The 20,816-nt window shown below is 51.1% G+C and carries 13 protein-coding genes, 20 tRNA genes and 3 rRNA genes; 4 read left to right on the forward strand and 32 right to left on the reverse strand.

Annotated features, from left to right (window positions below; translation table 11 throughout):
• Nucleotides 1-34: 34 nt before the first annotated feature.
• Entirely contained in the window at nt 35-484 is a 450-nt protein-coding gene (locus NST20_RS10815; RefSeq protein WP_017554001.1) for a Dps family protein, read from the reverse strand.
• Between the two features lie 116 nt (nt 485-600).
• Here NST20_RS10815 and yidD point away from each other — a divergent pair, with 116 nt between their 5' ends.
• The 3 genes from yidD to NST20_RS10830 all read left to right on the forward strand — a co-directional run bounded on the left by yidD (nt 601) and on the right by NST20_RS10830 (nt 2,286).
• Nucleotides 601-837, forward strand: a complete 237-nt coding sequence (gene yidD / locus NST20_RS10820; protein ID WP_013860032.1) for a membrane protein insertion efficiency factor YidD — start codon at nt 601-603, stop codon at nt 835-837.
• A gap of 339 nt (nt 838-1,176) precedes the next feature.
• Nucleotides 1,177-2,067: a zinc ABC transporter substrate-binding protein gene (locus tag NST20_RS10825; protein WP_342399428.1), complete on the forward strand. Its 891-nt coding sequence runs from the start codon at nt 1,177-1,179 to the stop codon at nt 2,065-2,067.
• Nucleotides 2,068-2,127: 60 nt separating this feature from the next.
• On the forward strand, nt 2,128-2,286 hold the full coding sequence (locus NST20_RS10830) for a DUF1540 domain-containing protein (protein ID WP_013860036.1): 159 nt from the start codon (nt 2,128-2,130) through the stop codon (nt 2,284-2,286).
• Nucleotides 2,287-2,550: 264 nt separating this feature from the next.
• Here the strand turns inward: NST20_RS10830 and menC are convergent, their stop codons facing one another.
• The 7 genes from menC to NST20_RS10865 all read right to left on the reverse strand — a co-directional run bounded on the left by menC (nt 2,551) and on the right by NST20_RS10865 (nt 11,559).
• Nucleotides 2,551-3,654 carry an o-succinylbenzoate synthase gene (menC, locus tag NST20_RS10835; protein WP_071451984.1) on the reverse strand — a complete coding sequence of 368 codons (1,104 nt, stop codon included), beginning with the start codon at nt 3,652-3,654 and terminating at the stop codon, nt 2,551-2,553.
• The gene (locus NST20_RS10840; RefSeq protein WP_342399429.1) at nt 3,651-5,105 is read right to left on the reverse strand and encodes an o-succinylbenzoate--CoA ligase; all 1,455 of its coding nucleotides are present in this window, start codon (nt 5,103-5,105) and stop codon (nt 3,651-3,653) included. Before NST20_RS10840 ends, menC begins: the two co-directional genes overlap by 4 nt.
• 577 nt (nt 5,106-5,682) lie before the next feature.
• A complete protein-coding gene (gene menB, locus NST20_RS10845) occupies nt 5,683-6,501 on the reverse strand; it encodes a 1,4-dihydroxy-2-naphthoyl-CoA synthase (RefSeq protein WP_013860039.1) in 819 nt (272 codons plus the stop codon).
• 40 nt (nt 6,502-6,541) lie between these two features.
• Nucleotides 6,542-7,345 (reverse strand): 2-succinyl-6-hydroxy-2,4-cyclohexadiene-1-carboxylate synthase, encoded by an 804-nt coding sequence (gene menH, locus NST20_RS10850; RefSeq protein WP_342399430.1) that lies wholly within the window; start codon nt 7,343-7,345, stop codon nt 6,542-6,544.
• The gene (menD, locus tag NST20_RS10855; RefSeq protein WP_342399431.1) at nt 7,342-9,087 is read right to left on the reverse strand and encodes a 2-succinyl-5-enolpyruvyl-6-hydroxy-3-cyclohexene-1-carboxylic-acid synthase; all 1,746 of its coding nucleotides are present in this window, start codon (nt 9,085-9,087) and stop codon (nt 7,342-7,344) included. The genes menH and menD overlap by 4 nt, the downstream gene beginning before the upstream one ends.
• 1 nt (nt 9,088) lies before the next feature.
• Nucleotides 9,089-10,441 carry an isochorismate synthase gene (locus tag NST20_RS10860; RefSeq protein ID WP_258433538.1) on the reverse strand — a complete coding sequence of 451 codons (1,353 nt, stop codon included), beginning with the start codon at nt 10,439-10,441 and terminating at the stop codon, nt 9,089-9,091.
• Nucleotides 10,442-10,680: 239 nt separating this feature from the next.
• Nucleotides 10,681-11,559 (reverse strand): IS982 family transposase, encoded by an 879-nt coding sequence (locus NST20_RS10865; RefSeq protein WP_035190233.1) that lies wholly within the window; start codon nt 11,557-11,559, stop codon nt 10,681-10,683.
• 137 nt (nt 11,560-11,696) lie between these two features.
• On the opposite strand from NST20_RS10865, the gene NST20_RS10870 reads away from it, so the two are divergent.
• On the forward strand, nt 11,697-12,620 hold the full coding sequence (locus NST20_RS10870) for a 1,4-dihydroxy-2-naphthoate polyprenyltransferase (RefSeq protein WP_342399432.1): 924 nt from the start codon (nt 11,697-11,699) through the stop codon (nt 12,618-12,620).
• Between the two features lie 153 nt (nt 12,621-12,773).
• Here the strand turns inward: NST20_RS10870 and NST20_RS10875 are convergent.
• From NST20_RS10875 to NST20_RS10990, 24 genes are all read right to left on the reverse strand, one after another.
• Nucleotides 12,774-12,845 (reverse strand) — tRNA-Glu (locus NST20_RS10875).
• A 5-nt stretch (nt 12,846-12,850) separates the two neighbouring features.
• Nucleotides 12,851-12,942: transfer RNA gene (locus NST20_RS10880), tRNA-Ser, on the reverse strand.
• A 3-nt stretch (nt 12,943-12,945) separates the two neighbouring features.
• Nucleotides 12,946-13,020 (reverse strand) — tRNA-Asn (locus tag NST20_RS10885).
• A gap of 5 nt (nt 13,021-13,025) precedes the next feature.
• Nucleotides 13,026-13,099, reverse strand: a tRNA-Ile gene (locus tag NST20_RS10890).
• 4 nt (nt 13,100-13,103) lie between these two features.
• Nucleotides 13,104-13,177, reverse strand: a tRNA-Gly gene (locus NST20_RS10895).
• Nucleotides 13,178-13,184: 7 nt separating this feature from the next.
• Nucleotides 13,185-13,257: transfer RNA gene (locus NST20_RS10900), tRNA-His, on the reverse strand.
• 24 nt (nt 13,258-13,281) lie between these two features.
• Nucleotides 13,282-13,357, reverse strand: a tRNA-Phe gene (locus tag NST20_RS10905).
• Nucleotides 13,358-13,365: 8 nt separating this feature from the next.
• Nucleotides 13,366-13,438, reverse strand: a tRNA-Asp gene (locus NST20_RS10910).
• Nucleotides 13,439-13,440: 2 nt separating this feature from the next.
• Nucleotides 13,441-13,514, reverse strand: a tRNA-Met gene (locus NST20_RS10915).
• 16 nt (nt 13,515-13,530) lie between these two features.
• Nucleotides 13,531-13,623 (reverse strand) — tRNA-Ser (locus NST20_RS10920).
• 24 nt (nt 13,624-13,647) lie between these two features.
• A tRNA-Ile gene (locus tag NST20_RS10925) sits at nt 13,648-13,724 on the reverse strand.
• Between the two features lie 13 nt (nt 13,725-13,737).
• Nucleotides 13,738-13,811: transfer RNA gene (locus tag NST20_RS10930), tRNA-Met, on the reverse strand.
• Between the two features lie 15 nt (nt 13,812-13,826).
• A tRNA-Ala gene (locus NST20_RS10935) sits at nt 13,827-13,902 on the reverse strand.
• A 16-nt stretch (nt 13,903-13,918) separates the two neighbouring features.
• Nucleotides 13,919-13,995: transfer RNA gene (locus NST20_RS10940), tRNA-Pro, on the reverse strand.
• Between the two features lie 13 nt (nt 13,996-14,008).
• Nucleotides 14,009-14,082 (reverse strand) — tRNA-Arg (locus NST20_RS10945).
• A gap of 17 nt (nt 14,083-14,099) precedes the next feature.
• Nucleotides 14,100-14,185: transfer RNA gene (locus NST20_RS10950), tRNA-Leu, on the reverse strand.
• Nucleotides 14,186-14,196: 11 nt separating this feature from the next.
• Nucleotides 14,197-14,268, reverse strand: a tRNA-Gly gene (locus tag NST20_RS10955).
• A gap of 16 nt (nt 14,269-14,284) precedes the next feature.
• A tRNA-Leu gene (locus NST20_RS10960) sits at nt 14,285-14,366 on the reverse strand.
• 12 nt (nt 14,367-14,378) lie between these two features.
• Nucleotides 14,379-14,454: transfer RNA gene (locus NST20_RS10965), tRNA-Lys, on the reverse strand.
• A gap of 171 nt (nt 14,455-14,625) precedes the next feature.
• A tRNA-Val gene (locus tag NST20_RS10970) sits at nt 14,626-14,698 on the reverse strand.
• An 8-nt stretch (nt 14,699-14,706) separates the two neighbouring features.
• Nucleotides 14,707-14,822 (reverse strand): 5S ribosomal RNA (gene rrf / locus NST20_RS10975).
• 532 nt (nt 14,823-15,354) lie between these two features.
• Nucleotides 15,355-18,286, reverse strand: a 23S ribosomal RNA gene (locus NST20_RS10980).
• Nucleotides 18,287-18,605: 319 nt separating this feature from the next.
• A 16S ribosomal RNA gene (locus NST20_RS10985) occupies nt 18,606-20,159 on the reverse strand.
• Together the 16S, 23S and 5S rRNA genes with 20 tRNA genes alongside form the textbook arrangement of a ribosomal RNA operon.
• A gap of 288 nt (nt 20,160-20,447) precedes the next feature.
• Nucleotides 20,448-20,627 (reverse strand): hypothetical protein, encoded by a 180-nt coding sequence (locus NST20_RS10990; protein ID WP_118499326.1) that lies wholly within the window; start codon nt 20,625-20,627, stop codon nt 20,448-20,450.
• Between the last annotated feature and the right edge of the window lie 189 nt (nt 20,628-20,816).

Here is a 20,816-nt window from a genome sequence, read left to right on the forward strand (position 1 = left end):
GCGGGGGCCGGCCAGTTTCGCACCCCGCTTTTAATTACCGCTTTCCAAGAAAGGCGTTCAGCATCCAAATGTTTTTATCAAGCGTTTCCTGGATGTTGGTAAGCATGTCGGCGGTTGCGTCATCGCCAATTCTGTTGGCGAGCCCGATCGCTTCCTCTAGTTCTTTCGCGATCATCGCAAAGTCGTTGGCAGTCGCCTGCACCATTTCCTCTGTGCTCTCATTGCCGCTTGCTTCCTGTACCGAGGACAATTCAAGGCTTCCTTTCAATGTCGCCACCGGATTGCCGTTTAAAGCGAGAAGACGTTCAGCCAGTTCATCGAGATAGTCATTTGCAAGATTGTACAATTCTTCAAATTTGGCGTGAAGGCTTAAAAAGTTCGGCCCTTTCACATACCAATGGTAGTTGTGCAATTTGGTATAAAGTACTGTCCAATTGGCAACCTGCTTATTTAAGATTTCCTTTAATTGTTCGTTTTCTGCCATGTTTGATCAACCTCCTGCTTTGTTTGTACCCTTTTTCCGGGCCTTCAAACATCCAATCATATGTTGCACATCTTTTTTGAAAACATGCTAAAATAAACGAAGAAAGGGGCAGATCGATGCTGAAGTTCATTTTTATTAAATTGATCCGTTTTTATCAACTTGCGATTTCCCCGCTGTTCCCGCCAAGCTGCCGGTTTCAGCCGACCTGCTCGAATTACGGGCTTGAAGCGGTAAAACGGTTCGGCGCACTCCGCGGCGGCTACCTGGCAATCAGAAGAATCTTAAAATGCCACCCATTCCACGCCGGCGGGTACGATCCCGTTCCGGACCAGTGGCCGGTGAAAAAACATTGAACACCATTCGGTTGCTATTCCGCCGTACCGGTGAAAAAACAACCCCTCCCCCGTATACGTTTCCCATTTCCGGAAAACGCTACAGGTGGAGGTGTTTTTTATGGAAGAGAAAAAAGAGCAGCAAAAAAGAGCGGCGATTTCGGCGCTGATCCCGACGAACAGGCCATAAACGGCGATTACGGTATGCTTGAAACCGAAGAAGAAGACAAAAAAGATTAAGGGGCAGCATTTGCTGTCCCTTAAAAATTTTTCTTGCCATATGAAGCGGAGTTTAGTAATATATTTTTTGTGAGTAAATCGTAATCATTACGAATTAAAAAAAGAAAGGAATCGTCCGCTTTGAAAAAACTTTTTCCCGTACTGCTCGCTTTTACCATGCTGTTTGTTACGGCATGTGCAAACAAACAGGAAAGCAAGCAGGATCATAAAATTTCGGTTTATACTACCGTCTATCCACTCGAATATGTTACACAGCAAATCGGCGGGAAGTATGTGTCGGTTAAAACAATTTATCCGCCAGGCACGGATGAACATACATACGAACCGTCACAGAAAGATATCCTGAAGCTCGCCGATTCCGACTTTTTCTTTTACATCGGGCTCGGGCTTGAAGGTTTTGCGAACAAGGCAAAACAAGTGCTTGAAGGCCAAAATGTGAAAATGATGGCGCTCGGGGACCGGCTTCCTGTTCCGGATAAAACAAGTGCGAAAGCCGATCCGCATGTCTGGCTCGATCCCATTTACGTCAAGCAAATGGCCGGCATGATTACAGCACAACTTTCGAAAAAAATGCCGGAACAAAAAACGTATTTCAAGAAAAATTATGACCAGCTGGCAAAGAAACTGGACCGGGTCAATGCGGCATACAAACAGGCGGTATTAAAGTCAGACAACAAAGAAGTTGTCGTTTCCCACGCAGCATACGGCTACTGGGTAAAACGGTACGGCATCAAACAAATTCCGATCGCCGGGCTTTCCACTTCGGATGAACCGTCGCAAAAACAGCTGGAGAACATTATCCAAAAAGTAAAACAGGACCATATTTCCTACATCGTGTTTGAAAAAAATGTGCCTTCCAAAATTGCGAAAGTGGTCCAACAGGAAACGAATACAAAAGCGGTTTACATCCACCATCTTGGCGTCCGAACGAACGAAGAAATCAAAGCGCATAAAGATTACTTTACTTTGATGGACGACAATTTAAAAGGATTGGAAAAAGCTTTGCAGTAATGGTTTGCCGCACGCTGCAGAAACTAAAAGCGTACGGCATGTTTTAAGGGGGTGTCCCGCATGGCAAAAGATGTGTTATGCGAAGTCAGGAACTGTGTGTTCTGGGAGGAGGGCAATCTTTGTTCTGCCGAGGAAATTTACATCGTGAGCCATACAGGAACCCAGGCTGAAAACCAGCAGGAAACCGATTGTAAAACGTTTGAATCGATGTTTTCATGAAACCTGGCATGAAGGGCCATTTCACTGATAAGACACTTGAATGAAAAAACCTCGAGCTTCCAGCCGTGTGGGCTGATTTCATTTTCAAAATCGATGTTTTATGAAAAAAACCAAGCGTTCACCTGTAAAGGCCAATTTCACTTATCAGTCATTTGAATCGAATGTCTTCATGAAAAGGTCTCGAACGTCCAGCCGTAAAGGCACTTATAAGACATTCGAATCGATGTTTTCACGAAAAAACTGCCGTCTTGTGCGGCAGTTTTTTCATATCGTTTCGGTATATGTCCGGATTTTTTCCACATAGGCGCGGTCGATCTCAAACCCGGTTCCCGGTCTGTCCGGCAGGCGGATTTGTCCGTTTTCCACCGTGATTTCCGGCTCAATAATATCTTTTTCCCAGAACCGGCTGGATGAAGAAATATCGCCCGGAATCGTAAAGCCCGGCAAAGAGGCGAGCGCGAGGTTAAAGGCGCGCGATACGCCAAATTCGATCATGCCGCCGCACCAGACCGGAATGCCACGGGATGCACAAAGGTCATGGAGCCGGATCGCCGGATAGAGCCCGCCGACCCGCCCAATTTTAATATTGAGCGCCCGGAAGCTGCCGAGCCGGAGCGCGCTTTCCGCATCATGATATGTTACGATGCTTTCATCCAGACAAACCGGCGTCTCCAGCTGCTTTTGCAATGCCGCGTGCTCCACAATATCATCGGCGGCAAGCGGCTGTTCAATCATCAGGAGCCCGTACCGGTCGAGCCTTTTTAAACGCGGCGCATCCGCCAGCGTGTACGTGGAGTTCGCATCCGCCATCAGCGTGAGATCAGGAAATGCATCCCGGATTTCGCGGACAAACGCTTCATCATGGCCGGGCTTGATTTTGACTTTCACCCTTTTATAGCCCTCATCAACAAACGCCCCGATTTGCCGGAGCGCATCCGCTGTATCATGGCTGCCGACCGCAACGCCGGCATCCACGCGGTCCCGTGCGCCCCCGATTAACCGCCAAAGCGGCTTTTGCTTCTTTTTCGCATACAAATCCCAGATAGCCGTTTCGATTGCCGCCTTTGCCATATGATTGCGCCGGACAGACCGGAACCGGCCGCTCACTTCTTTTGGGTGTGCAACCGGCTTTTCCCGAAGAAGCGGGACGAGCACATCTTTCAGCATGTGAAAGCATGTCTGCACCGTCTCTTCTGTGTACCACGGAGTTGAAAATGCAACAGCTTCCCCGAAACCGGCCACCCCTTCCTTATCTAATACTTCAAGCAGGATTGCTTCCCGCTCCGTTACTTTTTCGAGCGCATTTTCAAACGGGGACTTAAGCGGCATTTTGATCACAGAAAGCGATACTTTTTCAATCCCGATCATGACGGCAGCAGCTCCAGCAGCTTCCTGCGCACCAGCTTATTCGATGCATTCCGAGGCAGCGCGGGAACGGCATACACTTTTTTCGGAATTTTAAATTTTGCGAGCCGCGTTTCGCAAAAAGCCTGCAGCTCCCTCTCCCGGACTGCCCTTTTTGTGACAATAAACGCAGCCGGCACCTGGCCCCACTTTTCGTCCTCCACGCCGATGACCCCGGCTTCAAGAATATCCGGATGGGCAAGGAGCACCTCCTCAATTTCAGCCGGATAGATATTTTCGCCGCCGGAGATGATCAGATCGGAGCGCCTGTCCAGTACGTATAAAAAGCCTTCATCATCCAGATAACCGATATCGCCGGTGAAAAACCAGCCTTCCCGGAAACTTTTCCGGTTCGCATCCGGGCGGTTCAGATAACCGATTGTCACGTTCGGCCCTTTTACCGCAATTTCCCCGTGTTCAAACGGCCCGCACACTTTGCCATCGGAAACAATCCGAATTTGCGCCGGGAATAACGGTTTCCCCGCCGACCCGATTTTTCGCAGACTGTCTTCCGGGGCAAGCGTCACGGTTTGCGAGGCCGTTTCGGTCATGCCGTATGACTGAAAAACCGGGATATTCTTTTCGGCACACGCTTCAAGCAGCGGGCGCGGCGCCGGCCCCCCGCCGAGCAGGAGGCAGCGGAAGTTCGGATGAAGGCTGTCGTGTCCGAGTTCACGAAGCAAACGCTGCAGCATGTTGGCCACAACCGACATCGTTGTAATGCGGCCGGACTTCAGCAGTTTGGCCGTCTCTTTTTCATCAAATTTTTCCATTAAATAAACCGTCATGCCATAAAAAACAGAACGCATCAGGATCGAAAAACCGCTGATATGAAAAAGCGGCACTGCGCACAGCCACGTATCGTCTTCCCGCACGCCGAGATTGAGCGCAGAACCGGCGGCGCTCCACCAGTGGTTGCCGTATGTTTGCAGGACGCCTTTTGGTTTGCCAGTTGTGCCGGATGTGTACATGATCGAGCAGACATCCCCGAGTGCAAACTCCGCACGTTCTTCGTAGCCCGCAGCCGGCAAATCGCCAAGTGCTTCGCTTTGAATCACGGTTGCTGTTTCGTTTAACACTTCTGTTTTTTCTCGGAACGCTTTTTCTGTAATCAGCCATTTCGCGCCGCTGTCGGTGAGCTGGTACTGCATTTCCGCCGTCGTTAAACGGTGGTTGAGAAAAAGGGTGCGGACACGGAGCTGCTGCAGCGCATGGAGAATGGCTACCGTTTCCGCGCGACTGTTTAAAAGGACCGCTGCCGTATCTTCCGCCTGCATGCCGCAGCCGGACAGCTTCTGCGCCATTTCTTTCGCCTTCTCGTACAGCCCGGCAAACGTCAGACTTTCGCCTTGACTGACGAGCGCAATCCGGTTCGGCGTTAAATATGCGCGCTGTTTTAAAAAATTGGGTAGCATAACATCACCTGATAAAAATCTATTTTGAACATGCCACTTTTGCTTTTTCAACAGGACAGTTTATCCCTGTCCAATGCAAGATCGTCTTTTAAAAGCGCCTTAAAGGATATTACAGGCTTTGTCACTTGTAAAATTGTCCTTTTGAACCTCTTTAAAGGACAATTTGTGCTTTGTTTCTCTCTGAAATGTCCTTTTGAATCCCTGTAAAGGACAGTTTACGCTTCGTTTCTACCTGAATTGTCCTTTTGAACCCTTCTAAAGGACATTTTGCTTTTTGTCTCTCCCTGAATTGTCCTTTTGGAACACGCTAAAAGACAGTTTGACCTTTGTCAGTTGCCGAAATGTCCTTTTGAATCCCTGTAAAAGACAATTTGCTCTTCGGCTTTCCCTGAATTGTCCTTTTGAACCTCTCTAAAGGACAATTTGCACTTTGTCATTAGTCAAAACGTCTTTTTGAACCACGCTAAGGAACATCTCAGCCACTTGCAGAATTGCCTTTTTGAATCATGGACCACATAGCAAAAATTTCCCCGTGAAAAAATTCAGGCTGCCTCAGTTGAGACAGCCCATTTTCCAATCACGGGAAACGCGGGAATTGGCCGAAGTCCGGTTTGCGTTTTTCCTTGAATGCATCGCGGCCTTCTTTTGCTTCGTCCGTTGTGTAATACAAAAGGGTTGCATCGCCCGCAAATTGCTGGAGGCCGGCAAGCCCGTCCGTATCAGCATTAAACGCGGCTTTCAGGAAACGGATCGCCATTGGGCTTTTCTCAAGGATTTCCTCCGCCCATTTGATCGTTTCTTCTTCCAATTTTTCGTACGGCACGACTGCGTTGACAAGCCCCATTTCCAACGCTTCCTGCGCGTTGTACTGGCGGCACAAATACCAGATTTCGCGCGCTTTTTTATGGCCGACGATCCTTGCAAGGTAACCTGCGCCGTAACCGCCGTCGAAGCTGCCAACTTTCGGTCCGGTCTGGCCGAAAATGGCATTGTCGGCCGCAATCGTCAAATCACAAACCACATGCAGCACATGCCCGCCGCCGATCGCATAACCTGCTACCATGGCAATGACCGGTTTCGGAATCACACGGATCAAACGCTGCAAATCAAGCACGTTCAGGCGCGGAATATTGTCGCTGCCCACATAGCCGCCATTGCCGCGCACTTTTTGGTCGCCGCCGGAACAAAAGGCCTTTTCCCCCATACCGGTTAAAATAATGACCCCGATATTGGCGTCATCGCGCGCCCGGGAAAACGCATCATACATCTCGGTTACCGTTTCCGGCCGGAAAGCATTGCGCACATGGGGACGGTTAATCGTAATCTTGGCAATGCCGTTATAGGATTCGTATAAAATATCTTCATACTCATGCTCAGTTTTCCATTCAACTGCCATGATGATTCCTCCTTTTTTATGTACATTTTACGACAATTTATCAACAATTTTTTAAAAATCCCTTTACCATTGTACCAAACTTTTTCGGATCTTCCACATGAATTGCATGGCCGGCATGCGAAAAAATGATTTTTTTGGCATGCGGGAGCCGCTCCTCCATCTCTCCGGCAATGCGGCAAAACTTGGCATCCCATTCGCCAGCTGCAAGTAAGACGGGGAAATGAAGTTCAGAAAGTCTTTCCCACCATGATGGCTGCGCGCCTGTCCCCATGCCGCGCAGGCTGTTCGCCAAACCAGCCGGGTCATTTTCGAGGCGCTGTTTGCGGATTTTTCTCTGCACCTCAGCCGGCAGCTGTTTCTGTGATGCAAACAGCGGTAGATTTTCCCAATGGCTGACAAATGCTTCCATGCCTCCGGTCAAAATCCGTTCCGCCAGCTGTTCATCCCGTTCTCGCCGCGCCAGCCGTTCCGCTTCCGTTTTCAAACCGGGAGACGCGCTTTCCAGTACAAGTTTGTCCACCATTTGCGGGTACTGGACGGCAAACGTAAGCGCCAGCCTCCCGCCCATCGAATAGCCGAGAACAGACGCCCGCCGGATGCCAAGCGCCAGAAGCACCGCACGCAAATCAGCGGCGGCTTTTGTAATGTCATAGCGGCCGGGATCATCTGGTATTTCGGTTTTGCCGTGGCCGATGATATCCACCACAATGCAGCGGAATTCGTCCCGAAGTATGGAAACCGTATCATTCCAGGTATTCCCATTTCCTGTAAAACCGTGAAGCAGCAGCAACGGTTCCTTGTCACCAGCCGTTTCTACATGGTATTCTAATCCGTTAATTCTCATTGTTGCTCACCTTGAAAATACCGTTCCATTTCCCGGGAAACCTGTAACCAGATTTTCCGGTGGCTTTCGACATTTTTCGCCCGGTTTGTCCGGACTTCAATCACCTGCAGCCCGCCTTTATAAGCAAAAAGCGCCGCCCGAAATTGATCCCAGTTTTGAGGCTGGACGTAGCTCCCGCCATACATTTTAACCGCATATTCAAATGCGAGGTCCGTCGGCGTGCCGAACAGCTGCTCAAATTTTTCCGGCTCATCCGCCTGGGGTAGGAAAGAAAAAATGCCCCCGCCGTTATTGTTGATCAAAATCACACAAAGATTGAGCTTGTGCATCTTCGTCATCAACAGGCCGTTTAAATCATGGAAAAAGGACAAGTCGCCGATCAGCAAAAAGGCTTTGCCGCATCCCGCGCTCACGCCGGCCGCACTAGACACAACGCCGTCAATGCCGTTCGCGCCACGGTTTGCCAGAATCCGGATCTTTTTATCTGTTGCCTGGAAAAATGTGTCGACATCCCGGATTGGCATGCTGTTGCCGACAAAAAGCGTGCTGCCATCCGGCAAAGCAGCAGCAAGTTCGGTTACCGTTTTTCCTTCATCAAAGGTTTCTTCCGCCTCCAGCGAAGCTGTAACAATCTGCCGCGCCTGCTGATTCAATTTTCGCCACATGGCAAACCATTCCGAAAACGGGTTCATCACAATTGCATTTGATAATTTTTTACAAAACTCAATTTCATCCGAATAAACAACCGTTGTTCCCCGCTTCACGGGATCTCTCCAGCCGTTTCCGCCATCAACAATATAATGGGCGGCTGTTTTCACTTTTTTCAGCAGAAGGGTCAGCGGTTTGGAAACCGGCATGGCGCCGAAACGAATCACAACATCCGGTGCAAGGCGGCCGGACCATTTCGGATCTTTCAGCAAGGAATCATAATTTTCAATGATCCTTTCTTTCCCGTGCCGGCCGCTCCGCAGTTGTGACAACGAATCTGCCAGCACCGGGTAACCCGTTTTTTCGCTGAGCGCCACAACCGCCTCCGCAAAGCCAGGAATATCCATCGGCCCACAAATGATCAGGCCCCGGTCCTTTTCCCGGATCTCTTTTGCCGCGATTTCAACCGTTTCTTCTGAAAGCTGCAGGGTGCCGGAAAAATTTTCAATTGCCGCTACCGGTACTTCGCCGGCAAAAGGAGACGGCTTAAGAACCGGAACAAGCGGCTCGCGCAACGGAAAATTAAGATGCACGGGGCCCGCCGGCTGCTGAAGAGACGTTACTACTGCCCTGGCCGCCGTCTGCCGGACAAATTGAAGCACTTCTTCCCCTGCTTCCGGAAGCGGCATTTCCTCAAACCACTTGACATGGGTGCCGTACAGACGGATCTGGTCAATGGCCTGCGGGGCACCGACATTGCGTAGTTCATGCGGCCGGTCTGCCGTCAGCACAATGAGCGGCACGCGTGAAATATTGGCTTCCGCAACCGCCGGATAATAGTTGGCGGCAGCCGTGCCAGACGTGCATAAAAGCACAACCGGTTTGCGTTTTTCTTTTGCAAGCCCGAGCGCAAAAAAAGCGGCTGACCGTTCATCAATATCCATGTAAATTTGAAAATCCGGGTGTTCTGCTAACAACATCGCAATCGGCGTCGACCTTGACCCGGGGCTTACCACCGCATAGCGGATCCCCATCGCGGACAATTGCCGGATAAAAGCTGCCAAATAAGTTGTCATGATCTCCTGGTGTTCCACTCTATTTGCCTCCTAAAGCGCGCAGCATCGGGGTAAATTTGACGCTTGTTTCTTTATATTCTTCTTCAGGTTCCGATTCCTTAACGACACCGCATCCGGCATAAAGGGATGCATGGTCCCCCTTTAACAGCCCGGAGCGGATGCCGACGCAAAATTCGCCGCTTCCCCTGTAATCCACCCAGCCGATCGGCGCGCCGTATAAACCGCGGTCCATTTTTTCAAGAAGCCGGATCGCTTCCATGGCCGGCTGCCGCGGAATACCGCCAAGTGCCGGCGTCGGATGGAGCGCCTTGACCAACTGAAAAAGGGTGGTGTTCTTGTCTTTCACTGTCCCGGTAACCGGGGTGTACAGATGCTGGATATCGCGCATCCGCATTAAAACAGGCGCACCCGGCACATTCAGCCCGTTGCAAAAAGGTTCAAGCACCTGCCGAATCATGGATACGACAAAACCATGCTCGCTTAAATTTTTCTGATCCGAAAGCAGCGCTTTTCCAAGTTCCAAATCCTCCGCCTCATTGCGGCCGCGTTTGATCGAACCGGCAAGACACGTCGATAAAATATGCCGGCCCGTTTTTTTCACCAGCCTTTCCGGCGAAGCCCCGATAAAACTTTCACTGCCTTCTTCCAGTACAAATAAGTAGCTGTCATTTTGCTGGGCGGAAAGCGCCGCAAGCACCGCATCCGGGCTCGTCACGCCGTCAAAAGCAAGCTCCAGTTTTCTTGCCAGGACAACTTTGTCCATTCTCCCTTCCCGGATGAACTGCACGGCTGTTGCGACACTTTTTTTCCATTCGTCCGCACCCATTTCCTGTACAGCTTTTAAAGGCGGAAGTGCAGGGAAAGCTGTACTGCCGTTTAAAAGGCTTCGTGCAGTTTTCTCCGCTTCCTGCACGCTCTCTGTTCCGCCGCATCCGTTTACCGTAAGAAAGACGGCATCTTTTTTAAACGTGAAAAGAATCTGCGGCACGCGGAAAATGCCTTGGCCAAATGTTTTCCACTCCTGCTTGGCAACCGTCCCGTCAAACGCAAAACCGCCGAAAAGCACAGGCCCTGTTCCGGTTTCCGCGGTTTCCGGATAAACTTCGCCCGCCCCCTTCAAATTTCGCCATTCGTCTTCCATTTGGGCAAAACCGTCAGAGGCTGTGACCGTACAGGACCAGACGCGGCCAAAACCGACAAATACAGTTTCGCGATTCTTATCCTGCCAAAAAAACCGGCTGCCGTAAAAACGTGCGGCACCCGCTGTAAAAAGGCGGAGCGGATCCGGTGCAGTGCGGCATTTTATAATCCTGCTTGCCAGTTTTAATGCCGGCGCCGTTTTTTCTTTCATTAATATATCCTCATTAGCCAAAAGATCTCCTCCAAACCTCTCTTGCTTTTTGCCGGGCCATCTATCACAGTTTTCGTATGAAAACTTAACATTTTTATGAACATACCTCATCTATTATATAAAATTTGCCGGTTAAATTCAGCAAAACGGCTTAAAATAAGATTGTCAACCAAATACATTGACACATGGGCCTGATTTCCCTAAACTTTAAATGTACTAATTTCGCCATATTTCTATAAACCCGTGGTGCTAGTTGAGCGTTAGAACTCAACTAGCCCTAGTGTGACCAGCGAATAGGCTAACAATATGCCGTCGAGCGCTACTTCAAATCCGATCATGGAATTCGCTCGAATCTCTGTGATCCGGTATTGGTCAACCAGAACCGAGAACACCGTCTCGATCACTTTGCGTTTTTGTTGGATCCATTTCTCCCATGCCTCGGACGAGCAATGTTTCTGGTTTTTTCGAGACGGAGTCCAAAGCGCCATTTGGTATTCTTCGTACAGCCTTTTTTGCAACTCACGGCTAATGAATCCTTTGTCCCCGAAGTTATAGGGATGAGGAATTTGAGTCATCACGCTTTCAGCGGCGATACGATCATGGCAGGATGCTTCCGTCACCACATAGCCCATGGGCAACCCTTGATCGGTCACTTGAAGGTGCAGCTTCAACCCATAGTACCATTGCTTTTTTGAAGCGCAATACCCGATGTCTGCGATCTCTTGAAACCGTTTGACGCGATGCATTCTCGCAGCATGGCACAACTCTAACGGCAAGCTATCGACGACGGCATAGGCATGATGTTGGCCGCGTTTCGCCAGCTTATGGCGGATCCATTTGATGGCGAAGCGCAGCGCTCGACAACGGCGGTTGTACCGGGAACGTTCGAGAAACGAGCCGTTTGTGAACAAATTTCCAGTGACAAAGCGATGCCATGCCCGTTCGGATGTAAAACCGAGCAACTTTCCTAAAATATGAATCGCGATGACCACGGCGTCTTCCTGTTTGACCAAATGGCGGTTGCGGCGCTGCAGGTACATCTGAATCGATGACAGTTGGGCAGAGACAAAAAAGAAAATGGCGGCATATTGCTTTTGAATCTTGGTCCGATCTGTAGTAAAATGAAAGTGCTCTTGCATGGGGATTCTCCTTTCGAATGGTAGGTTGCACTTTCATTCTACAGGAGATCCGCCAGGCAAGGGCTATTTTTATGCTTGATCAAGTTTATCTAGCACCACGGGTTTCTATAAGAATAGCATAAAAGGAGAGTAAGAAGATGAATGCGCAATCTTCTCCAGCAATCGGCCCTGACAAAGGCTGGCGGATCTGGTGGCAATTGACACGGCCCCATACCTTAACGGCCGGTTTTGTTCCTGTCATCCTCGGGACAGTACTGGCTTTAGGCATTGCCCGCCTCAATCTGCTGCTGTTTGCTGCGATGCTGGTTGCAACCCTGTTGATTCAGGCAGCAACCAATATGTTTAATGAATATTACGATTACAAACGCGGCCTTGATACCGAGCACTCCGTCGGGATCGGCGGGGCAATCGTCAGAAACGGCATCAAACCGAAAACGGTGCTCCACCTCGCCTTTGCTTTTTTCGGCGCAGCCATGCTGATCGGCGTTTATATTTGCTCGCAAAGTTCCTGGTGGATTGCTGTAATCGGCTCTGTCTGCATGCTTGTTGCGTATCTTTATACTGCAGGGCCTTTTCCAATTTCATCGACGCCGCTCGGCGAACTGATTTCCGGCTTTTTTATGGGTGTAATCATTATATTAATATCGTTTTTTATCCAAACAAAAACGATCACATGGCCGATTGTATTTGTTTCGATTCCGATTATGATTTTAATCGGCGCTATTATGCTGTCGAACAATATCCGCGATCTGGACGGCGATAAAGCAAATGGCAGAAAAACGATTGCCATTCTGCTCGGCCGGAAAGGGTCCATCCTGCTTCTGGCCGTGATGTTTGCCCTTTCCTACCTCTGGATGGCTGGCCTCGTTTTGTTCGGTGTTGTAACCCCGTGGGTACTGCTCGTTTTTGTCAGCACACCGAAGCCGGTCCGGGCCATTAAAGGCTTTATTGGAAAAAGTGAACCGTTGCAAATGCTGCCTGCCATGAAAGCAACCGCACAGACAAACACGATTTTTGGTTTGCTATTATCCATCAGTTTTTTAATTGATCATTTTATTTGAAAAAACGGCGGAGTGTTGCACCCCGCCGTTTTTTTGCGCTTTTCCCGCACCGGGGCCCGGAGCCTCTGGCGAGATGCAAAGAGGTTTGCAGAAGTGAAAAAACACGCAAAAAAAGCTGCTCCGGCAGTTTTCGGAACAGCTTCGTGACCAGTATGACCCGTACGGGATTCGAACCCGTGTTACCGCCGTGAAAGGGCGGTGTCTTAACCGCTTGACCAACGGGCCAGAAATGGCGGAGAAGGAGGGATTTGAACCCTCGCGCCGCTAATCGCGACCTACACCCTTAGCAGGGGCGCCTCTTCAGCCACTTGAGTACTTCTCCATATGGCTCCGCAGGTAGGATTCGAACCTACGACCGATCGGTTAACAGCCGATTGCTCTACCACTGAGCTACTGCGGAATAGATGGGCCTAAATGGACTTGAACCATCGACCTCACGCTTATCAGGCGTGCGCTCTAACCAGCTGAGCTATAGGCCCAAAGTGGAGCGGGTGATGGGAATCGAACCCACGACAACAGCTTGGAAGGCTGTGGTTTTACCACTAAACTACACCCGCATCAAAGGGCGGATGATGGGAATCGAACCCATGAATGCCGGAGCCACAATCCGGTGCGTTAACCACTTCGCCACAACCGCCATATATTTTTCATTGAAAACCAATGGTGGCTCGGGACGGAATCGAACCGCCGACACAAGGATTTTCAGTCCTTTGCTCTACCGACTGAGCTACCGAGCCAAAACAAGCGGTCCCGACGGGAATCGAACCCGCGATCTCCTGCGTGACAGGCAGGCGTGATAACCGCTACACCACGGGACCAATTGCGGGGGCAGGATTTGAACCTGCGACCTTCGGGTTATGAGCCCGACGAGCTACCAGACTGCTCCACCCCGCGATGATAAATAATGAAATGGCGGAGGAAGAGGGATTCGAACCCCCGCGCGGTGTAACCCGCCTGTCGGTTTTCAAGACCGATCCCTTCAGCCAGACTTGGGTATTCCTCCGTATGATAAGCGAAAAATAAAAAATGGTGGACCTTGTAGGACTCGAACCTACGACCGGACGGTTATGAGCCGTCTGCTCTAACCAGCTGAGCTAAAGGTCCGATATACGAAATATAGCGGCGGAGGGGATCGAACCCCCGACCTCACGGGTATGAACCGTACGCTCTAGCCAGCTGAGCTACGCCGCCGTTATTTGCCCTGTTTGGTGGAGCCTAGCGGGATCGAACCGCTGACCTCCTGCGTGCAAAGCAGGCGCTCTCCCAGCTGAGCTAAGGCCCCACTATGATCATCTTCATGGTCGGGAAGACAGGATTTGAACCTGCGACCCCATGGTCCCTAACCATGTGCTCTGCCAAGCTGAGCTACTTCCCGAAAGAGGAATAAGCGCGCCCAAGAGGAGTCGAACCCCTAACCTTTTGATCCGTAGTCAAACGCTCTATCCAATTGAGCTATGGGCGCATTTGTCATGGTACTGATGCCGAGGACCGGAGTCGAACCGGTACGGTAGTCACCTACCGCAGGATTTTAAGTCCTGTGCGTCTGCCAATTCCGCCACCCCGGCGGGTTAAATGAAGCGGAAGACGGGATTCGAACCCGCGACCCCCACCTTGGCAAGGTGATGTTCTACCACTGAACTACTTCCGCATATCGTGCTAAACAGTGCGGGTGAAGGGAGTCGAACCCCCACGCCTTGCGGCGCCAGATCCTAAGTCTGGTGCGTCTGCCAATTCCGCCACACCCGCGGATAAGATAAATGGTGAGCCATGCAGGATTCGAACCTGCGACCCTCTGATTAAAAGTCAGATGCTCTACCAACTGAGCTAATGGCTCATATTCCGATAACGACATTACTTGTCACAAAGAAAATTATACTATATTGGGTTAAATATGTACATATCTATTTTCTTTCAGGATTCCCGCAAGTATGGTGCCGGTCACAAGGCAGTATCCCCGGCCTCCCGATAGAAAGCCGGTTGCCCCTGAACCGGGATGGCATAAAAATGGAGGATGACGGGATCGAACCGCCGACCCTCTGCTTGTAAGGCAGACGCTCTCCCAGCTGAGCTAATCCTCCGTATTATGGCCCGGCAACGTCCTACTCTCGCAGGGGGAAACCCCCAACTACCATCGGCGCTGGAAAGCTTAACTTCCGAGTTCGGGATGTGTTCGGGTGTGTCCTTTCCGCCATCATCACCGGACCTGTATTTTATTTGGGATGTGTTCCCTGAAAACCGGATGGGAGAAAAAACTGTAAACGGAGAATGCGTTTCTGCTTCTAACTTTGAGAATTGTCCAGCTCCAGCGCCTATCGGCTAGCGTATTTCTGCGCTTTCTCCCTACGATAAGCGGGCATCGACTCGCCTTTAGGGCTCGTCGTGTTTCCTTTATCTCAGTCGAAAGCTCCGAAATCCGTACGCCGATGGGCAAGGCGCTTCCGCTTTTCTATTGTCCAGCTTCGGTGCCTAGCCCCTCGAGGTCGAATAACCTGCCCGCCACGGAGCCAAAAGACGGCTCCATGCCGGTCAGAACATTCGCTTGTCGGGGCTAAACAAGGCACCTCCGCTTTTCTATTGTCCAGTTCCGGGCGCTATCGGCTAGTGAACTTCCCGTCCCCCTTTCCTACGATAAGCGGGCATCGACTCGCCTTTTAAGGCTCGTCGTGTTTCCTTTATCTCAGGCGGGGGCCTTGAAGTTCATACGCCGATGAGCGAGCGCCCTTCACTTTTCTATTTGGTTAAGTCCTCGATCGATTAGTATCCGTCAGCTGCACGCGTCGCCGCGCTTCCACCCCGGACCTATCAACCTGATCATCTTTCAGGGATCTTACCAGTTAAACTGTAGGAAATCTCATCTTGAGGGGGGCTTCATGCTTAGATGCTTTCAGCACTTATCCCTTCCGCACATAGCTACCCAGCGATGCCTTTGGCAAGACAACTGGTACACCAGCGGTGCGTCCATCCCGGTCCTCTCGTACTAAGGACAGCTCCTCTCAAATTTCCTGCGCCCGCGACGGATAGGGACCGAACTGTCTCACGACGTTCTGAACCCAGCTCGCGTACCGCTTTAATGGGCGAACAGCCCAACCCTTGGGACCGACTACAGCCCCAGGATGCGATGAGCCGACATCGAGGTGCCAAACCTCCCCGTCGATGTGGACTCTTGGGGGAGATCAGCCTGTTATCCCCAGGGTAGCTTTTATCCGTTGAGCGATGGCCCTTCCATGCGGAACCACCGGATCACTAAGCCCGACTTTCGTCCCTGCCCGACTTGTAAGTCTCGCAGTCAAGCTCCCTTATGCCTTTACACTCTGCGAATGATTTCCAACCATTCTGAGGGAACCTTTGGGCGCCTCCGTTACCTTTTAGGAGGCGACCGCCCCAGTCAAACTGCCTGCCTGACACTGTCTCCCACCCCGGTAAGGGGTGCGGGTTAGAATTTCAATACAGCCAGGGTAGTATCCCACCGATGCCTCCGCCGAAGCTGGCGCTCCGGTTTCCAAGGCTCCTACCTATCCTGTACAAGCTGTACCAAAATTCAATATCAGGCTGCAGTAAAGCTCCATGGGGTCTTTCCGTCCTGTCGCGGGTAACCTGCATCTTCACAGGTACTATAATTTCACCGAGTCTCTCGTTGAGACAGTGCCCAGATCGTTACACCTTTCGTGCGGGTCAGAACTTACCTGACAAGGAATTTCGCTACCTTAGGACCGTTATAGTTACGGCCGCCGTTTACTGGGGCTTCAGTTCAGAGCTTCGCCTTGCGGCTAACCCCTCTCCTTAACCTTCCAGCACCGGGCAGGTGTCAGCCCCTATACTTCGCCTTGCGGCTTCGCAGAGACCTGTGTTTTTGCTAAACAGTCGCCTGGGCCTATTCACTGCGGCTTCCCGGGGCATACACCCCAAAAAGCACCCCTTCTCCCGAAGTTACGGGGTCATTTTGCCGAGTTCCTTAACGAGAGTTCTCTCGCTCACCTTAGGATTCTCTCCTCGCCTACCTGTGTCGGTTTGCGGTACGGGCGCCTTTCACCTCACTAGAGGCTTTTCTTGGCAGTGTGGAATCAGGAACTTCGGTACTTTAATTTCCCTCGCCATCACAGCTCCGCCTTGGCGCGAAGGATTTGCCTCCGCACCGGCCTAACTGCTTGGACGCGATCAACCAGTGTCGCGCTTGCCCTATCCTCCTGCGTCCCCCCATCGTTCAAACGGTGAAGAGGCGGTACAGGAATATCAACCTGTTGTCCATCGCCTACGCCTTTCGGCCTCGGCTTAGGCCCCGACTAACCCTGAGCGGACGAGCCTTCCTCAGGAAACCTTAGGCATTCGGTGGAAGGGATTCTCACCCTTCTTTCGCTACTCATACCGGCATTCTCACTTCTAAGCGCTCCACCGGTCCTTCCGGTCCGGCTTCAACGCCCTTAGAACGCTCTCCTACCACGGACACCAAACGGTGTCCATCCGCAGCTTCGGTGATACGTTTAGCCCCGGTACATTTTCGGCGCAGCGTCACTCGACCAGTGAGCTATTACGCACTCTTTGAATGATGGCTGCTTCTAAGCCAACATCCTGGTTGTCTAAGCAACGCCACATCCTTTTCCACTTAACGTATACTTTGGGACCTTAGCTGGCGGTCTGGGCTGTTTCCCTTTCGACCATGGATCTTATCACTCACAGTCTGACTCCCAAGCATAAGTTTTTGGCATTCGGAGTTTGTCTGAATTCGGTAACCCGATGAGGGCCCCTCGTCCAAACAGTGCTCTACCTCCAAAACTCTCCGCTTGAGGCTAGCCCTAAAGCTATTTCGGAGAGAACCAGCTATCTCCAAGTTCGATTGGAATTTCTCCGCTACCCACACCTCATCCCCGCACTTTTCAACGTGCGTGGGTTCGGGCCTCCAGCAAGTGTTACCTTGCCTTCACCCTGGACATGGGTAGATCACCTGGTTTCGGGTCTGCGGCCTCATACTCTTTCGCCCTGTTCAGACTCGCTTTCGCTGCGGCTCCGCTTCTTCAGCTTAACCTTGCATGAGACCGTAACTCGCCGGTTCATTCTACAAAAGGCACGCCATCACCCGTTAACGGGCTCTGACTACTTGTAGGCACACGGTTTCAGGATCTCTTTCACTCCCCTCCCGGGGTGCTTTTCACCTTTCCCTCACGGTACTGGTTCACTATCGGTCACTAGGGAGTATTTAGCCTTGGGAGATGGTCCTCCCGGATTCCGGCGGGATTCCTCGTGTCCCGCCGTACTCAGGATCCACTCGGGAGAGAACGAAGTTTCAGTTACAGGGCTTTTACCTTCTCCGGCAGGCCTTTCCAGGCCGCTTCACTTACCCCGTTCTTTTGTAACTCCCATATGAGTGTCCTACAACCCCGGAAGGCAAGCCTTCCGGTTTGGGCTGTTTCCTGTTCGCTCGCCGCTACTTGGGAAATCGCAATTGCTTTCTCTTCCTCCGGGTACTGAGATGTTTCAGTTCCCCGGGTGTGCCCTTCCTGCCCTATGGATTCAGGCAGGAATCCTGTCCGATTAAAGACAGGGGGTTTCCCCATTCGGAAATCTCCGGATCAAAGCTTACGTACAGCTCCCCGGAGCATATCGGTGTTTGTACCGTCCTTCATCGGCTCCTAGTGCCAAGGCATCCGCCGTGCGCCCTTTCTAACTTAACCATAAAAGGTTTAAATCCAAAAATAAGCGATTCTCGGTTTACTTGGTTTATTTCTCCTATCCGGTTTTCAAAGAACACATACTGAAGGATTGGACCTTCAAAACTGAACAAAACGAAAACGCCAAACTTAATTTCGGAAAACCGAAGGTTTTCCTTTTATGTCTAGCTCCGGGCGCTATCGGCTAGCGTATTTCTACGTCTTCTCCCTACGATAAGCGGGCATCGATTCGCCTTTAAGGCTCATCGTGTTTCCTTTATCTCAGTCGAAGACTTCGAAATCCGTACGCCGATGAACGAGCGCCCTACGCTTTTCCCCTTAGAAAGGAGGTGATCCAGCCGCACCTTCCGATACGGCTACCTTGTTACGACTTCACCCCAATCATCTGTCCCACCTTCGGCGGCTGGCTCCGTAAAGGTTACCTCACCGACTTCGGGTGTTACAAACTCTCGTGGTGTGACGGGCGGTGTGTACAAGGCCCGGGAACGTATTCACCGCGGCATGCTGATCCGCGATTACTAGCGATTCCGGCTTCATGCAGGCGGGTTGCAGCCTGCAATCCGAACTGGGAATGGTTTTCTGGGATTGGCTTAACCTCGCGGTCTCGCAGCCCTTTGTACCATCCATTGTAGCACGTGTGTAGCCCAGGTCATAAGGGGCATGATGATTTGACGTCATCCCCACCTTCCTCCGGTTTGTCACCGGCAGTCACCTTAGAGTGCCCAACTCAATGCTGGCAACTAAGGTCAAGGGTTGCGCTCGTTGCGGGACTTAACCCAACATCTCACGACACGAGCTGACGACAACCATGCACCACCTGTCACTCTGTCCCCCGAAGGGGAAGGCCCTGTCTCCAGGGAGGTCAGAGGATGTCAAGACCTGGTAAGGTTCTTCGCGTTGCTTCGAATTAAACCACATGCTCCACCGCTTGTGCGGGCCCCCGTCAATTCCTTTGAGTTTCAGCCTTGCGGCCGTACTCCCCAGGCGGAGTGCTTAATGCGTTAGCTGCAGCACTAAAGGGCGGAAACCCTCTAACACTTAGCACTCATCGTTTACGGCGTGGACTACCAGGGTATCTAATCCTGTTTGCTCCCCACGCTTTCGCGCCTCAGCGTCAGTTACAGACCAGAGAGCCGCCTTCGCCACTGGTGTTCCTCCACATCTCTACGCATTTCACCGCTACACGTGGAATTCCACTCTCCTCTTCTGCACTCAAGCCTCCCAGTTTCCAATGACCGCTTGCGGTTGAGCCGCAAGATTTCACATCAGACTTAAGAAGCCGCCTGCGCGCGCTTTACGCCCAATAATTCCGGACAACGCTTGCCACCTACGTATTACCGCGGCTGCTGGCACGTAGTTAGCCGTGGCTTTCTGGCCGGGTACCGTCAAGGCGCCGCCCTGTTCGAACGGCACTTGTTCTTCCCCGGCAACAGAGTTTTACGACCCGAAGGCCTTCTTCACTCACGCGGCGTTGCTCCGTCAGACTTTCGTCCATTGCGGAAGATTCCCTACTGCTGCCTCCCGTAGGAGTTTGGGCCGTGTCTCAGTCCCAATGTGGCCGATCACCCTCTCAGGTCGGCTACGCATCGTTGCCTTGGTGGGCCGTTACCCCGCCAACTAGCTAATGCGCCGCGGGCCCATCTGTAAGTGGCAGCCGAAGCCGCCTTTCCTTTTTCCTCCATGCGGAGGAAAAAACTATCCGGTATTAGCCCCGGTTTCCCGGCGTTATCCCGATCTTACAGGCAGGTTGCCCACGTGTTACTCACCCGTCCGCCGCTAACCTTTTAAAAGCAAGCTTTTAAAAGGTCCGCACGACTTGCATGTATTAGGCACGCCGCCAGCGTTCGTCCTGAGCCAGGATCAAACTCTCAGTAAAGATGTTTGATAAAAGCTCAAAAAGAATTTGACGTTTCGTTTTGTCCAGTTTTCAAGGAACAATCTGTGTCGCATCTTTATGATTGCGACTTTTCTATTATATCAAATGCCAGACAGCTTGTCAACGTTATGTTGTTTGCTCGCTATCGGACGAGTATTAATATATCATGCCGTGAGCATTTGTGCAATAGTTTTTTTGAAATTCGCGGGCAAATTTTAAACCCGGCGCCTCCATTTCCTTTCTGTATAAAACAGGACAAACATACCATGCGGCTTTATCGATTTAGTTTTACCAATAACGGCCCTTTTCTTTTCCTGTGCGGAAAATCAACATACCCCAGGCAAGGACCACTAACAAGTTGTAAGCCTTAAGCCAGCGGGGGACAGGGCTAAGGATCATATTGGCAATGAAACCTGCCGCACTCAAAATTAAAAGGATCGCTAAAAAAATTTGGTTTTTCTTGCTCATTCTCCATCCTTTCCTCTCCGAAAGAGACTTGCAACCCCCGATTAAGACGCGGAACTTCTTTTTTTCGTTCTTGTTGCGCTGCTCCCTTTTTTCCATTCGCCTTCTTGATTGAATGCCAGAAATTCACCAGCATCCATTGGGAATAATCGTTTGCCGGCCAAATCCCGGGGTGCACAAGTAAATCCCCAA

It is taken from the genome of Weizmannia sp. FSL W8-0676 (assembly GCF_038593015.1).
Taxonomy (GTDB): Bacteria; Bacillota; Bacilli; order Bacillales; family Bacillaceae_C; genus Weizmannia; species Weizmannia coagulans.

What these genes read in the sequence shown, in the direction of transcription:
- NST20_RS10815 (WP_017554001.1), bottom strand. Translation starts at nt 484, where the DNA reads ATGGCAGAAAACGAACAATTAAAGGAAATCTTAAATAAGCAGGTTGCC.
- yidD (WP_013860032.1), top strand. Translation starts at nt 601, where the DNA reads ATGCTGAAGTTCATTTTTATTAAATTGATCCGTTTTTATCAACTTGCG.
- NST20_RS10830 (WP_013860036.1), top strand. Translation starts at nt 2,128, where the DNA reads ATGGCAAAAGATGTGTTATGCGAAGTCAGGAACTGTGTGTTCTGGGAG.
- menC (WP_071451984.1), bottom strand. Translation starts at nt 3,654, where the DNA reads ATGATCGGGATTGAAAAAGTATCGCTTTCTGTGATCAAAATGCCGCTT.
- NST20_RS10840 (WP_342399429.1), bottom strand. Translation starts at nt 5,105, where the DNA reads ATGCTACCCAATTTTTTAAAACAGCGCGCATATTTAACGCCGAACCGG.
- menB (WP_013860039.1), bottom strand. Translation starts at nt 6,501, where the DNA reads ATGGCAGTTGAATGGAAAACTGAGCATGAGTATGAAGATATTTTATAC.
- menH (WP_342399430.1), bottom strand. Translation starts at nt 7,345, where the DNA reads ATGAGAATTAACGGATTAGAATACCATGTAGAAACGGCTGGTGACAAG.
- NST20_RS10865 (WP_035190233.1), bottom strand. Translation starts at nt 11,559, where the DNA reads ATGCAAGAGCACTTTCATTTTACTACAGATCGGACCAAGATTCAAAAG.
- NST20_RS10870 (WP_342399432.1), top strand. Translation starts at nt 11,697, where the DNA reads ATGAATGCGCAATCTTCTCCAGCAATCGGCCCTGACAAAGGCTGGCGG.
- NST20_RS10990 (WP_118499326.1), bottom strand. Translation starts at nt 20,627, where the DNA reads ATGAGCAAGAAAAACCAAATTTTTTTAGCGATCCTTTTAATTTTGAGT.